At 69.0% G+C, this 14,738-nt stretch carries 9 protein-coding genes; 3 read left to right on the top strand and 6 right to left on the bottom strand.

Annotated elements, in window-relative coordinates; genetic code table 11:
* Positions 1–490: 490 nt before the first annotated feature.
* The 6 genes from ilvC to gatB form a co-directional block, all read right to left on the bottom strand.
* On the bottom strand, positions 491–1,486 hold the full coding sequence (ilvC, locus tag ACUKCB_RS26265; protein WP_473038217.1) for a ketol-acid reductoisomerase: 996 nt from the start codon (positions 1,484–1,486) through the stop codon (positions 491–493).
* A gap of 109 nt (positions 1,487–1,595) precedes the next feature.
* Positions 1,596–2,120 (bottom strand): acetolactate synthase small subunit, encoded by a 525-nt coding sequence (gene ilvN / locus ACUKCB_RS26260; protein ID WP_473038215.1) that lies wholly within the window; start codon positions 2,118–2,120, stop codon positions 1,596–1,598.
* Between the two features lie 17 nt (positions 2,121–2,137).
* Positions 2,138–3,898: an acetolactate synthase large subunit gene (locus tag ACUKCB_RS26255; RefSeq protein WP_473038214.1), complete on the bottom strand. Its 1,761-nt coding sequence runs from the start codon at positions 3,896–3,898 to the stop codon at positions 2,138–2,140.
* 404 nt (positions 3,899–4,302) lie between these two features.
* On the bottom strand, positions 4,303–5,214 hold the full coding sequence (locus tag ACUKCB_RS26250; RefSeq protein WP_473038213.1) for a hypothetical protein: 912 nt from the start codon (positions 5,212–5,214) through the stop codon (positions 4,303–4,305).
* A 73-nt stretch (positions 5,215–5,287) separates the two neighbouring features.
* A complete protein-coding gene (locus ACUKCB_RS26245) occupies positions 5,288–7,993 on the bottom strand; it encodes a putative bifunctional diguanylate cyclase/phosphodiesterase (protein WP_473038212.1) in 2,706 nt (901 codons plus the stop codon).
* A gap of 361 nt (positions 7,994–8,354) precedes the next feature.
* Positions 8,355–9,848, bottom strand: coding sequence for an Asp-tRNA(Asn)/Glu-tRNA(Gln) amidotransferase subunit GatB (gene gatB / locus ACUKCB_RS26240; protein WP_473041147.1), 1,494 nt, complete (start codon positions 9,846–9,848; stop codon positions 8,355–8,357).
* Between the two features lie 300 nt (positions 9,849–10,148).
* On the opposite strand from gatB, the gene ACUKCB_RS26235 reads away from it, so the two are divergent.
* The 3 genes from ACUKCB_RS26235 to ACUKCB_RS26225 all read left to right on the top strand — a co-directional run bounded on the left by ACUKCB_RS26235 (position 10,149) and on the right by ACUKCB_RS26225 (position 14,511).
* Entirely contained in the window at positions 10,149–11,321 is a 1,173-nt protein-coding gene (locus ACUKCB_RS26235; RefSeq protein WP_473038211.1) for a thioester domain-containing protein, read from the top strand.
* A 396-nt stretch (positions 11,322–11,717) separates the two neighbouring features.
* Entirely contained in the window at positions 11,718–12,947 is a 1,230-nt protein-coding gene (locus ACUKCB_RS26230; protein WP_473038210.1) for a thioester domain-containing protein, read from the top strand.
* Between the two features lie 340 nt (positions 12,948–13,287).
* Positions 13,288–14,511 carry a thioester domain-containing protein gene (locus tag ACUKCB_RS26225; protein ID WP_473038209.1) on the top strand — a complete coding sequence of 408 codons (1,224 nt, stop codon included), beginning with the start codon at positions 13,288–13,290 and terminating at the stop codon, positions 14,509–14,511.
* Positions 14,512–14,738: the final 227 nt, after the last annotated feature.

Raw genomic sequence — 14,738 nt, 5'->3', positions numbered from 1 at the left:
TCACCCTCCCCGCGAACGCCGTCGGGGCGGGGCACACGCCCCGCCCCGACGATTCTCCCACCGGCCTCGGCCGGTGGGGATGTTCCTGTCACCTCAGCCCACAGGGGGAGTGCCCCCGCTCACCTCAGCCGAAGAGGGTGTTCCTTTCCCCCTCGGCCGAAGAGGGCATTCCCGCCCTCTCAGCCACAGCAGGTGCGCCTTCCCACCCGCCTTCACCCCAGGGGGTGTTCTTTCGTTCGAGCGCCGGGGAGGGTTCTACAGGAGGAGTCAAGCCGCCAGCGAGGAACGAGCCAGGCGTAGACGAGTCCGAAGAATCCCTCCGCAAAGGCGCCGAACACGGGCCGAAGCGAAGCGGAGGCCCCAAGCAAGCAGGAACACGGTCCGAAGCGCCAGCGGAGGCCCCAAGCAAGCAGGAACACGGTCCGAAGCGCCAGCGGAGGACCCAAGCAAGCAGGAACACGGTCCGAAGCGCCAGCGGAGGACCAAAGAATTACGCCTTCAGCCAGCTCATCAGCGGACGCAGCTCGGCGCCCACCTTCTCGATCTGCTCGTTCTGCTCGGCCTCACGGCGCTTGGTGAAGGTCGGCTGACCGGCGTCGAACTCGTCCATGAGCTCCTTGGCGTAGCTGCCGTCCCGGATCTCGCCCAGGATCTTGCGCATCTCCTCGCGGGTCTGCTCGGTGATCAGGCGCGGACCGCGGGTGTAGCCGCCGTACTCGGCGTTGTCCGAGATGGACCAGTTCATCTTGGAGATGCCGCCCTCGTACATGAGGTCGACGATCAGCTTGAGCTCGTGCAGGCACTCGAAGTAGGCGATCTCCGGCTGGTAGCCCGCCTCGACCAGGGTGGCGAAACCGGCCTTGACCAGCTCCTCGGTGCCGCCGCACAGGACGACCTGCTCGCCGAAGAGGTCGGTCTCGGTCTCCTCGGTGAAGGTGGTCCTGATGACGCCGGCCTTGGTGCCGCCGATGCCCTTGGCCCACGACAGCGCCAGGTCCCAGGCCTGCCCGCTGGCGTCCTTCTCGACCGCGACCAGGCAGGGCACGCCGCGCCCGGCCTCGTACTGGCGACGGACCAGGTGGCCCGGGCCCTTGGGGGCGACCATGGCGACGTCGACACCCTCGGGGGCCTCGACGAGGCCGTAGCGGATGCTGAAGCCGTGGCCGAAGAAGAGGGCGTTGCCCGCTTCCAGGTTGGGCGCGATCTCCTGGGCGTACAGGTCGCGGTGGATGTGGTCGGGGACCAGGATCATGATGACGTCGGCCTCGCGGGTGGCCTCCGCGGGGGTGAGGACCCGCAGGCCCTCCTCCTCGGCCTTGGCGCGGCTCTTGGAGCCCTCGGCCAGACCGATCCGGACGTCCACGCCCGAGTCACGCAGCGACAGCGCGTGCGCGTGGCCCTGGCTGCCGTAACCGATCACGGCGACCTTCTTGCTCTGGATGAGCTCGAGGTCGGCGGCGTCGTCGTAGTACATCTGTGCTGCCACTTGGGGTTGCTCCTTGTTTCTCACGTTCTTCGGGGGCGGGGGGCGGGCCGTCCGGCCGTGTCCGGACAGCCTTTCAGTTCGGGCTCAGCTCGGTGCCGTTTCCGACACCTCAGGCGCTGCGGTCGACCGCCCGCAGGGAGCGGTCGGTGATCGAACGGGGTCCCCGTCCCAGGGCGACCAACCCTGACTTCACCAGTTCCCGGATACCGAAGGGTTCCAGGTTCTTGACCAGGGCATCGAGCTTCTCGGGGTCGCCGGTGGCCTCGATGACGACGACGTCCGGGCTGACGTCCACGACGTGCGCGCGGAAGAGCTCGGCCGTCTGAAGCACATGGGTGCGGCTCGACGCGTCGGCTTTGACCTTGACCAGGAGCAGCTCTCGCTGCACCGACGCGGTGGTGTCCATCTCCACGATCTTGACGACGTTGACCAGCTTGTTGAGCTGTTTGGTCACCTGCTCCAAGGGGTGGAGGTCGCAGTTGACCACGATCGTCATCCGGGACAGTCCGGTGTACTCAGTGGTGCTGACACTGAGCGAGTCGATATTGAACCCACGACGGGAGAAGAGGGCGGAGGCTCGGGTGAGGATGCCCGGAGTGTCCTCGACCAGAACGGAAAGCGTGTGACGGCTCATGGTGGTTCGGCCTTCTCCTAGTCCTGGTGTTCCCAGTTCGGCGCCATGTCGCGCGCGTACTGGATCTTGTCGTTGCTGACGCCGGGGCCGACCATGGGCCAGACCATGGCGTCGTGGTTCACGGTGAAGTCGACGACGACCGGGGCGTCGTTGATCGCCATGGCCTTCTCGATGGTCGCGTCGATGTCCTCGGGGCGCTCGCACCGCAGGCCGACGCAGCCGTACGCCTCGGCGAGCCGGACGAAGTCGGGGATGCGGACCTTCTCGTCCCTGGGCGAGGTCTGCAGGTCCGTGTTGGAGTAGCGGCCCTCGTAGAACAGGGTCTGCCACTGGCGGACCATGCCCAGGTTGCCGTTGTTGACCACCGCGACCTTGATCGGGATGCCCTCGATCGCGCAGGTGGCGAGCTCCTGGTTGGTCATCTGGAAGCAGCCGTCGCCGTCCACGGACCAGACCGTGCGGTCGGGGTCGCCGACCTTGGCGCCCAGGGCGGCCGGGACGGAGAAGCCCATGGTGCCGAGGCCGCCGGAGTTGACGAAGGAGCCGGGGCGCTCGTAGTCGATGAACTGCGCGGCCCACATCTGGTGCTGGCCGACGCCCGCGACGTAGGTGGCCTCGGGTCCGACGACCTGGCCGAGGCGCTGGATGACCGCCTGCGGGGACAGGCTGCCGTCGTCGGGGGTCTCGAAGCCCTTGGGGTAGCTGGTACGGAGCTGCTTGAGCCGGTGCCACCAGGCCTCGTAGTCGCCCTGGCGGCCCTTCTCCTGGTCGGAGCGGACGGCCACGACCAGGTCGGCGAGGACCTCACGGCAGTCGCCGACGATGGGCACGTCCGCGTGGCGGTTCTTGGAGATCTCGGCCGGGTCGATGTCGGCGTGGACGATCTTGGCGTCGGGGGCGAAGCTGTCCAGCCGGCCGGTGACGCGGTCGTCGAAGCGGGCGCCGAGGGCGACGATCAGGTCGGCCTGCTGGAGGGAGCCGACCGCGGCGACGTCGCCGTGCATTCCGGGCATGCCCACGTACTGCGGGTGGCTGTCCGGGAAGACGCCGCGGGCCATCAGCGTGGTGACGACGGGGACACCGGTGAGTTCGGCGAGGACGCGCAGTTCGGCTGCGGCCCCGGCGCGCAGGACGCCGCCACCGACGTAGAGGACCGGACGCTTGGCTTCGGCGATCATCCGGGCGGCCTCACGGACCTGCTTGCCGTGGGGCTTGGTGACCGGCCGGTAGCCGGGCAGTTCCAGGCGCTCGGGCCAGACGAAGTCGGTGACGTTCTGGAGGGCGTCCTTGGAGATGTCGACGAGCACCGGGCCGGGGCGGCCGCTGGAGGCGATGTGGAAGGCCTCAGCGATGGTGCGGGGGATGTCCCGGACGTCCTTGACCAGGAAGTTGTGCTTGGTGATCGGCATGGTGATGCCGCAGATGTCGGCTTCCTGGAAGGCGTCGGTGCCGATCATCGGGGAGGCGACCTGACCGGTGATGGCGACCATCGGAACCGAGTCCATGTGGGCGTCGGCCAGGGGCGTGACGAGGTTGGTGGCTCCGGGGCCGCTGGTGGCCATGCACACCCCGGGTCGGCCGGTGGCGTAGGCGTAGCCCTCGGCGGCGTGCCCGGCCCCCTGCTCGTGCCGCATGAGGATGTGGCGCACCTTGGCCGAGTCGTAGAGGGGGTCGTAGGCGGGGAGGATGGCGCCGCCGGGAATCCCGAAGACAGTGTCAACGCCGACGTGCTCCAGGGACCTGATCAGCGATTGGGCGCCGGTCATCTGCTCGGTCATCTCAAGATCCTTCAGCGAGGGTCCAGAGCGGTACAGCAGCTCTGGGGATGGTGGTTCCGGTTCTCGGCCTTGGTGCGGCAATAAAAAAACCCCCACCGCCCGGTGGCGGTTGAGGGGTGGCGCGCAGCAGAAGAAACTCAGTGGGCTGCGCGCCGACCAAGTACGAGAATCAGGGAGTTGCTCTGCACGTTGACAACATTGGCCGACAGAGCGGTGGCCCGTCAACCAGAACTTAATAATGTCTCACCATGTGAGACCAAAATGTCAGAATGCGGTGAGACCCTTCCAGAGAAGACCGCCCTGACCTGCACATACAGCAACAAGATCCTGGCTTCGTGTAACGCAGAACACGTTGCAGGGGTCTGACGTTTCATTCGTAAGCAGGACTTAACAGCTCATACCGGCTAGCCCTCGAAGAGTTCCTCGGCCCGCTCGATGTCGACGGACCTGCGCAACAAGGCGTCCAGCACAGCGATGTCGGTCGTACCGGTGATCCGTTCCCGAGCCGCCTCGGGTACGTCGATCCCCCGGGCCTCCAGGAACCCCAGAAGCGCCTCGACGCGTCCCTCGACGCGTCCCTCGACGCGTCCTTCCTCACGGCCCTTGGCCTCACCCTCACGGAAGGGGCGTCCGATCATCTCGGTCTTGAACTCGTAGTCCTTCAGCTTCATCAGCTTCTCCAAAGATCCGCGGGCCGTGGCCGACAGAGCCGCGATCACATAGTCAGAGTACAGCGAGGAGGACGAGTCATCGAGGCTTTTCAGGGCCATGAGCAGCGCATCCAGCGCTGCCTCGTCCTCGGTCGGGTTGTTGGCGAGACCCAGAACGGTCAGTATCGGCCGGGCGGCGGCCGCCTCCGGGTCCGTGACGGGCGTGAGGGTGTCCAGCGCCAGCACCAGTGGGCGTACCTCACCGCAGCCCAAGTCGATCGCCCCGGAGAAGTAGCTGGCCAGCCCCGAGGTGGGGGTGAGCACCAGGAGAACCACCGGACACTTCAGGCGGAGGCGGGTGTTGGCCACGTACGCGGGCCAACTGAGGAACTTGTGGTCGTCCCTGCCGTTCTGGGGTTCGACGATGATCCCCAGGACCGGAACCGGGTCCTCCCCCTTCTCCCAGGGGCGGGGCGGACGTTCGCAGACCACCACCGAGTCCGAGGTCAGGCAGTTGAGGGCCGTACTGGTGGCCTCGGCCGCGTCGCAGCGCACGCGGGTGTACTCCGGCAACGGCTTTCCAGTGATCTCCTTGAGGAGTTCGACCGCGGAACCCGGAACGTTGCGGATCAGGTCGAGAGGGAACTCGTGTTCGAGCGAAGGCATGCCGGAAAAGTAGCGAACGCACCATCATTCCCGCAGGTGAACGCCGCTATATCCGCATTGGCCCCGGATCGCCCTAGAGGTTCGCCCCGGCCTCGCCGCCGACGAGGGACTCCACACCGCTCGCGGGCATGGGGCGGGCGACCAGGAAGCCCTGGCCGTGGTCGCAGCCCATCACCCGGAGCTGCTCCAGCTGCTCGGGGCGCTCGATGCCCTCGGCGACCACCTGGACGCCCAAGTCGCGGCCGAGCTGGATGATCGTGTGCGTGAGCAGCGTGACCGTGTCATCGCGTCCCAGGTCGGCGATGAACGACGGGTCGATCTTGATGGCGTCCACGCTCAGCTCGCGCAGGTGCGCCAGGGAGGCGTACCCCATGCCGTAGTCGTCGATGGCCAGCCGCACACCCAGTTCACGCAGCTCCCCCAGGCGCTCCACCGAGTCCTCCTCGGCGTCGAGAAGGAGCTCCTCGTCGACCTCCAGGGTCAGCGCCCCCGCGGCCAGACCGGACTCGCCGAGCACGCCCTCGACCGTCTCCACGAACCGCGGCGACAGCACCTGCTTGACGGACAGGTTCACCGACAGGCCGATGTCCCAGTCCGAGACCCGCCACACGGCGACCTTCTCGCAGGCCTCCCGGAGGATCCACTCCCCCAGCGGCACGATCAGGCCCGACTCCTCGGCGGGGCCCAGGAACTCGTCCGGACCCACCGTCTCACCGTCGCGGTCCCAGCGCACCAGCGCCTCCACCGCCCGTACCTGGGAGGTCCCCAGGTCCACGATCGGCTGGTACTCCAGGTAGAACTCGCCGCCCGCCAGCGCCTCGCGCAGTCGGATCTGGAGTTCGAGCCGGGACACGACCATGTCGTGCATGTGTGCGGCGTAGACCTCCACGTTCCCGACCCCGCGCTCCTTGGCCCTGGTCATCGCCACGTCGGCGTTGCGCAGGAGTTCACCGCTGTCCGTGGCGGGTTCGGCGAAGGCCACCCCGATACTGGCGGTCAGCACGATGTCCCGGTCGGCCACCTGGAAGGGTTCGGAAGCGATCACCCGGCCCAGCCGCTCAGCCAGGTCCACCACCTGCTGGGCCCTGGGCACGTCCTCGACCAGAACCGCGAACTCGTCTCCGCCCCACCGCGCCAGGGTCGCGTTGGTGCCCAGCTCACCGCGCAGGCGCCGGGCGGCCTGGCCCAGCATGTGGTCACCGCGCACGTGGCCGGCGGAGTCGTTGACCGCCGTGAACCCGTCCAGGTCCAGGAAGATCACCGCCACGTCCCCCGGGGACTCCTCGCTGATCGCGCGGTGCGCGAGCACGTCACTGGCCCGTTCCTCCAGGTAGGCCCGGTTGGGCAGCCCGGTCACCCCGTCGTGGAAGGTCAGGTGCTGCACCTGGTCCTGCAGGGCGACCTGGGCGCTGATGTCACTGGTCGTGACCAGCAGCCGATCGGGTTCGCCCGGCTGCTCGTACAGGGAGACCGTCGAGGAGGTGTGCCGCCAGGTCCCGTCCGCGGCGCGCACCCGCAACCGCAGGTGTACCCCCTGGCTGGCGCGCTCGGTGAACAGGTCCGTGACGGCCTTGGTCCGCCCCAGGTCCTCGGGGTGGATAAGAGTGGTGACCGGAGCCGCGAGGACGTCTTCCAGCCGGTAGCCGAACGCTTCCGCAGTGCCCGGGCTCATGTAGTGGACGCCGCCGTCGCGGTCCAGTACCAGGATGACGTCGCCGCTGTTACGGGCGAGCTCGTTGAAGTGCCCCTCACGGTTGCGCACCATGCGGGCGAGCGTGGAGTTCTCCTCCAGCAACCCGATCACGCGCAGCAACAGGACCAGTACCGCGGTACCGGCGGCCAGCGGCAGCACCGGGGCGACGTCGGGCAGCCGCAGGGCCGAGACCGTGAGCACCAGCGTGGCCGCGAAGACCGCGCCCACGGCGGCGATCTCCGGGGCGAACCGGTACAGCCCGCGGCCGGTGATCCGGCGCGGGGCGGCGCCCGGCCGGTGCTCCACCAGCCAGGGCAGTGCGCCCAGCAGGCCGAAGCCGAGGAAGCGCACGGGCTGTTCGAGACCGCCCGCCACCGGTGGCCCGGTCAGGCGGGTCACCGCGCCGAGCATGTCCGATCCGGCGATGACGACGAGCGCGCCGATCGCGACGAGCACCGCGCGTCGGGTGCTGTGCGGGGACATGAAGACCAGCGGTATGAGCAGGCACAGCACCACGATGTCGGCGACCGGGTAGACCAGTGCGAAGCCGAGGAAGCCGGCCCCCTCGCCCAGCTCACGGTAGAACGGGGAGAACAGCAGGACCCACACCACCGAGAAGACCGCGGCGGCGCACACGTAGCTGTCGATGATGTGCCGTACGGCGGTACGCAGGCCCCCGGGCCAGGGGGCGAACCGGGTGAAGCCGATCACGAAGAGTGGCAGGGCCGCCAGCGCAAAAAGGTCACCCAGGGTGAGAGAGAGGACCGAGGATCCGCTGAACGACCGGGTCACGGCGTGAGTGAGACCACCCGCGCACCAGGCCAGCGCGGCCAGTCCGAGGAACCGCAGCGCCGCGGATCCGTCCGCCCCGTCCACGTGGGCGGCCCGGTCGGCACCGGTCCGCGCCCAGCGCCGCGAGGCGTACAGCAGGGATCCCCCAGCGGCTCCGGCGACCACTGCGGTGGGCCACTGCCCCATGGCGGCGGCCAGCGTGGACTCGCCCACCCGGACCAGGGTTCCCAGAAGGTAGACCAGGAAAAACGCACCCAACCCGAACAACCACAAGCGGCGTGCCCTCATACCCATCACTGGCCTCCCAGCGGGTGCGTCGCGAACCGCGCGGCCCTGGGCCGCCGTCGCGCTCTCTGCTCGAACATGGAGCACCCACCTCGTGATCACTCGAATCAGGACGCGGCGCCGTGCCGCACCGCGGGTTGCCGCCCAGGATTCTCGCGGGACCGGGACGAACGGCAGCAGGCGGATTCTGCCCGGACCGCCCACCCCCCGTGCGTGGACACCCTACGCAACCAAGGTCACACAGCGATTGAGGACCGGATGAGAGATGACGACAGAACCGTCACTCCGAGTGATCATCATGCGTTCAGGCATGGGAACGCCGCACCGCCAGGCGCCCCCCGGCTCGCGCCGGGGGGCGCCTGGCGGTGCGCTAGCCCGAAAGCTTCTCCAGAATGAGTTCCCGGGCGCGGCCGGCGTCGGCCTGCCCGCGGGTGGCCTTCATGACGGCGCCGACCAGGGCCCCGGCAGCGGCCACCTTGCCGCCCCGCACCTTGTCCGCGGCGTCGGGGTTGTTGGCGATGGCCTCGTCCACGGCGGCACCGAGGGCACCGTCGTCGCTGACGACCTTCAGACCGCGGGACTCCACGACGGCGTCGGGCTCACCCTCGCCGGCGAGGACACCCTCGACCACCTGGCGGGCCAGCTTGTTGGTGAGCGTGCCCTCGGCTACCAGGGCGATGACCCGGGCCACCTGGGCCGGGGTGATGGGCAGGGAGGCCAACTCGACCTCCTGCTCGGTGGCGCGGCGGGACAGCTCGTTCAGCCACAGCTTACGGGCCTCCGCCGAGGGCGCACCCTCGGCCACGGTCGCCTCGACCAGACCGATGGCGTCGGCGTTGACCAGGTCGCGCAGCTCGGTGTCGGAGAGGTTCCACTCGGCCTTGACCCGGGCGCGCTGGGCGGCGGGCAGCTCGGGCAGGGTGGCACGCAGCTCCTCGATCCACTCCTCGGACGGGGCGACCGGGACGAGGTCGGGGTCCGGGAAGTAGCGGTAGTCCTGGGCCTCTTCCTTGGAACGGCCGGAGGTGCTGCGGCCGAGGTTCTCCTGGAAGTGGCGGGTCTCCTGCACGACCCGCTCCCCGGCGTCGAGGACACCGGCCTGGCGCTCGATCTCCGAGCGCACGGCGCGCTCGACGGAGCGCAGGGAGTTGACGTTCTTGGTCTCGCTGCGGGTGCCCCACTCGTCGGCGCCGCGCTCGTTGATCGAGACGTTCACGTCGCAGCGCATGGAGCCCTCCTCCATGCGCACGTCGGAGATGCCGAGCGAGCGGACCAGGTCGCGCAGCTCGGCCGCGTAGGCGCGGGCGACCAGGGGCGCGAGGTCGTCGGTGCCGGTGATCGGCTTGGTGACGATCTCCAGCAGCGGGATGCCCGCGCGGTTGTAGTCGACGTTGGAGTGGCTGGCGCCGTGGATACGGCCGGTGGAGCCGCCGACGTGGGAGGACTTGCCGGTGTCCTCCTCCATGTGGACGCGCTCGATCTGCACACGGAACTCGCGGAGGCCGTCGGGTGTGTCGACGGTGACGTCGAGGTAGCCGTCGACGCAGATCGGCTCGTCGTACTGCGAGATCTGGTAGTTCTTCGGCATGTCCGGATAGAAGTAGTTCTTCCGGGCGAAACGCCCCCAGGGGGCGATGGAGCAGTTGAGCGCCAGGCCGAGCCGGATCGCGCCCTCCACGGCCTTCTCGTTCACCACCGGGAGGGAACCCGGGAAGGCGAGGCAGACCGGGCACACCTGGGTGTTGGGCTCGGCGCCGAACGCCGTGGGGCAGGGGCAGAACATCTTGGAGGCGGTACCCAGCTCGATGTGGGTCTCCAGCCCGAGCACGGGTTCGTACCTGGTCAGCGCCTGCTCATAGGCCACCGGGGTGGGGTCGCCACCGGTCTTGGCAGGGCTAGGAGTTACCGCGTGGGCCATCGCCGCAAACCCGTTTCCGTAGAGGACATACCTTCCAGGTCAGCCTACCGAGGCTGAGAGGCCCGCCGGCCCCGTTCCCGGGTGTGGCACACCTGACGGATGTTACGGCCAGTGCACGATTGGGCCGCTGTAGAGGTGTTCTACCGGTGCAGGAAGTGCCGGACCGTTAGTCTTGATTGCTCAGGAACACGATTTCGCCGGTAGGGGCTTCCGCCTCTTCCACCCATCGCACAGGAGCGCCCGAGCATGTCCGGCATACTGCGTCGGTGCGTCGCGCTGCTCACAGCCTCCGCACTGATCGGCTCACTGGCCTCAGCGCCGGCCGCAGCCGACGACTTCTCCCGAGTGGACCGCGACCCGGTCGCAGGCTCCCCCCTCGTACTCTCCGACGGGGCCGAGACCGACACGGCGCTGTTCAGCCTGCGCGTGGCCGACGAGGACTCGGTGCGTGCCTACGCGCTGGTCGTCGACGAGGAGCTGCGCCCGCGCACCGCCTACGTGGAGTCGGCGTGGGCCGACCGCCCGGGGTGGACCCGGGCCGGCGGTACCGCGGCCCCCGCGGACCGGGCCAACTGGATCGTGACCAACTCCTACCCCAACCTGGACCTGCCGGACCTGGCAACAGACTTCGGCTCGGCGGACCTGGAGGAGGCGCACGCCATCGCGGCGACCCAGGCCGCGCTGTGGAACGTGTTGGAGGGGGTGGAACTGGACCCGGACAACAACAACGAGGACGTTCTCGCCCTCTACACGCACCTGGTCGAGGGCAGTGCTGACGCCGAGGGCGGCGCTACCGCCCGTTCCCTGGAGGTTTCCCCGGCGCAGGTGGAGGTGGTCGCCCCCGAGGAGCCGCTGGGACCGCTGACGATCTCCACCCCGAGCGAGGCGCCCCTGCGGCTGTCCGTGAACGGGGCCCCGGCGTCATGGCTGGTCGACGCGGAGGGCCGGGAGGTCTCCGAGGCGTTCGACGGGGACCAGGTCTTCCTCGACGTGGACCCGTCGGTCCCGGCCGGAGTGGCCACCCTGCACGTGCGCGGCGACCGGGTTCCCCTGGAGGAGGGCCGCCTGTTCACCGGCAGGGAGGGCGTGCGGACACAACCGCTGATCACCGCGGAGGCGGGTTCGGCGACGAGTTCGACCACCGCGACGTTCACCTGGCGCCGCGAGGAGGCCGCCGAGGTCCCCGAGGTGACCGAGCCGGAGACGACCGAACCCGAGGTGCCCGAGGCGCGCGGCCGGACCTCGCCCGAACCCACGGTGGAAGGGGAGGTGACCACCCCGGAAACGGATGACCACAACAACTCCGCGGGCGGTCTGGCTTTCACCGGCACCTGGCTGTCCGGCCTGTTGGTTATCGCCGGAGCGTTGGTTGTATCTGGCCTGCTCATCCTGGTTCTGGGCCGTAAACGGCGCGACTGAACGCTTGCGAAGGACGCGTTGAAGCGCTTTCAGTTGCGCTCCAAAAGGGCACAATTTGGTCAATCTGTGAAGTGATTTTTTTCTGACCAGATCGCGGCATTTTTCGACGAAACGGGTTGGAAGCACCCACGGGGATCGCTAGTATCAGTCCAGCGTTGGCACCCACAGCGAGTAGCCCGTTCCCCTGGCACCCTGAGCCGTCCTGCGCGATCGAACCCACGTTTGCGCAGCGACGCTTCGAATGCCTCGTGGTGACCCATCGAAGACCGCAGAACACTCCATGCGGTACCGACCCCCGCAATCGCAGTGCTGTGGCCCTCGCTCTTGTTCCTCGGCTGCGCACAGCCGTGCGAACGAAAACCATCCGGTTACCCCTAGAACACACCGGGATACGACTTGAGTACTTTCTCCCTTCCCCGTACCGCCGGACGCGCTGGCTTCGCCGCCTCCGCCGCGGCGCTCCTCGCCCTCGGTCTGGCCGCTCCCGCGGCCGCCGACGAGGAGGTGGAGACCTACGAGGGTTCCGTCGAAGGCCAGTACATCGGCAACGCCGAAGAAGGCCCGACGGTCCACATGGACGGCGCCTCGGCCCCGACCAGTCTCTTCAATCTGCAGCTGAAGGACCAGGACACCGTCCTCACCACGTACTGCATCGACTTCCAGACCGACATCCGGTGGAAGGCCTGGTACAAGGAGGACGACTGGGCCAACTACCCGGGCAAGGGCGAGTTCGCCCAGCCCAGCAAGGTCCACTGGATCCTGCAGAACTCCTACCCGAACGTGAGCGCCGGCGACCTGGGCGCGGCCGCGGGTGTCGAGGGCCTGAGCGACGAGGACGCCCTGGCGGGCACCCAGGCCGCCATCTGGCACTTCAGCAACGACATGGGCCTCGGCGACGGCAACAGCGAGGCCGTCGAGAAGGTCTTCGCCTACCTGACCGAGAACGCCAAGGAGCTCCCGCAGACCGAGGAGCCCGAGGCCGCCCTGAGCATCACCCCGAACGAGGCCACCGGCGAGGCCGGCGGCACCGTGGGCGAGTTCGTCATCCAGACGAACGCCTCCGACATCCCGGTCATCCTGGGCGACGACCTCCCCGAGGGCGTCGAGCTGGTCGACGTCGAGACCGGCGAGGAAGTCGACTCCGTCAGCAACGGCGACACCGTGGGCTTCTCGGTCCCGGCCGACGCCGACGAGGGCCAGGCCTCCTTCAGCCTGGAAAGCACCTCGACGGTCGAGACCGGCCGCCTCTTCCAGGGCAAGGACCCGGACAAGCCCACCCAGACGCTGATCACCGCCGAGGGCGGCAGCACCACCGCCTCCGCCTCGGCCACCGCCTCCTGGACCGAGGGCCCGGGCGAGACCCCGCCCCCGACCGACGAGCCGTCCGAGACGGACGAGCCGTCGGACGAGCCCACCGAGCCGGAGGAGCCCACCGAGGAGCCGACCGAGCCGGGCGATGACAAGCCGACCCCGCCCAAGGACGACGAGCCGACCCTGCCGGTGACCGGTGGCGCGCTCGCCGGACTGGTAGCGGCCGGCGTGGCCGCCCTGGGCGCCGGCGGTGGAGCCATCTACCTGAGCCGCAAGCGCAAGGCAGCCGCCGGCGACAGCGAGACCGACGTCTAAGGGACCACCCCCAGACCGGTCCCGCCCAGCGGGCACTACCAGGGCCCGCCTCCGTGAAACCTCACGGAGGCGGGCCTCTGCCGTTTCCGGGAGCCGGCGCGCCCGCGCCCTGCGGCCCCGGGCAGGGAGGACACCGGAGACACGAACATCACCTCGGAGCAGACTTGGAGGCCACTGAACAAATCAGTAATATCGGTCAGGCACAAACCACTCCTGCTGTGCCATCGGACTCATCCGAGATCCGAAGCCGCTCCGGCCCCTCCCGAGCGTGCCCTCCTCCCTGCCCGCTGCCGCACTCCCCCAGGGCTGTGCGGCACAGCACACCACGACAGGACACGACGTGAAGCACTCCCCCATCACCCCCTCCGCGGGTCGCGCGGGTCTCGCACTCTCCGCCGCGGCCCTGCTGGCCTTCGGCATGGCCGCTCCGGCCGCTGCGGAGCCCGTGGAAACCTACGAGGGCTCCGTTCGCGCGCAGTACGTCGGAAGCCACGAGTCCGGCGAAACCGTCACGATGAACGTCGACACGGTCGGCACGAACCTCTTCAGGCTCCGCCTGGAGGACGGCAGCGAACTCATCACCTACTGCATCGACATCGAGACGGGCGTCCGTTCCTCCGCCTGGTACCAGGAGGGCGAATGGGCCAACTACCCGGGCAAGGGCGAGTTCGCCGAGCCCGGAAAGGTCCACTGGATCCTCCAGCACGGCTACCCGAACGTGAGCGCCGAGGACCTGGCTGAGGCCGCCAACGGCGCCAACGCGGCCCGGGTCACCGACGCCGAGGCGCTCGCCGCCACCCAGGCCGCCATCTGGCACTACAGCAACGGCGCCGACCTGAACCGCGGTCGCGGCAACGTCAAGGGGATCTACGACTACCTGGTCGAGAACGCCGAGGCCATGGCCCAGGAGCCCGCCCCGACCCTCAGCGTGACCCCGGACAGCGCCACCGGCCAGGCCGGTAACACGGTGGGTGAATTCGCCATCTCCACCAGCTCCGCCGAGGTGCCGATCGCTCTGGACGCCCCCGAGGGCGTCGAGCTGATCGACCTGTCCACCGGCGAACCGGTCGGCGAAACCGTCAACGACGGCGCCAAGGTCGGCTTCGCCGTCCCCGAGGACGCCGAGGCGGGCGAGGCCTCCTTCTCCCTGGAAACCACCGCCACCGTCCAGCAGGGCCGCCTGTTCAAGGGCGAGGACAGCCACAAGGCGACCCAGACGCTGATCACCGCCCAGGACAGCGAGGTAACCGTCGACGCGACCGCCTCCGTCGAGTGGTCCGAGGCCGACGAGCCCGCCCCGGAGCCGACCCCGGAGCCCACCCCGACGCCGGAGCCCGAGCCCACCCCGACCGACGAGCCGGACCCGAAGCCCACCCCGACCGGGGAGCCGGGCGATGACAAGCCGACCCCGCCCAAGGACGACGAGCCGACCCTGCCGGTGACCGGTGGCGCGCTCGCCGGACTGGTAGCGGCCGGCGTGGCCGCCCTGGGCGCCGGCGGTGGAGCCATCTACCTGAGCCGCAAGCGCAAGGCAGCCGCCGGCGACAGCGAGACCGACGTCTAAGGGACCACCCCCAGACCGGTCCCGCCCAGCGGGCACTACCAGGGCCCGCCTCCGTGAAACCTCACGGAGGCGGGCCTCTGCCGTTTCCGGTGGTTGGGAGCGGGAAACCCCGCTGGGGTAGAGGGGGCTGCGCGGGTGCTCCTTCAAACGGTCTGTGATTAGGCTTCAAGACCCCCCACACCACAACGGGTCTTGAACCCCAACCACAACCCCCAAACACGCGAAAG

The sequence above is a fragment of the Nocardiopsis moroccensis genome, from assembly GCF_055763695.1.
This window is presented reverse-complemented; position numbering and strand designations above follow the sequence as displayed.

Excerpts from the sequence above, each read along its gene's own strand:
- ilvN (WP_473038215.1), bottom strand. The coding sequence starts at position 2,120 with ATGAGCCGTCACACGCTTTCCGTTCTGGTCGAGGACACTCCGGGCATC.
- ACUKCB_RS26255 (WP_473038214.1), bottom strand. The coding sequence starts at position 3,898 with ATGACCGAGCAGATGACCGGCGCCCAATCGCTGATCAGGTCCCTGGAG.
- ACUKCB_RS26250 (WP_473038213.1), bottom strand. The coding sequence starts at position 5,214 with ATGCCTTCGCTCGAACACGAGTTCCCTCTCGACCTGATCCGCAACGTT.
- ACUKCB_RS26245 (WP_473038212.1), bottom strand. The coding sequence starts at position 7,993 with ATGGGTATGAGGGCACGCCGCTTGTGGTTGTTCGGGTTGGGTGCGTTT.
- ACUKCB_RS26235 (WP_473038211.1), top strand. The coding sequence starts at position 10,149 with ATGTCCGGCATACTGCGTCGGTGCGTCGCGCTGCTCACAGCCTCCGCA.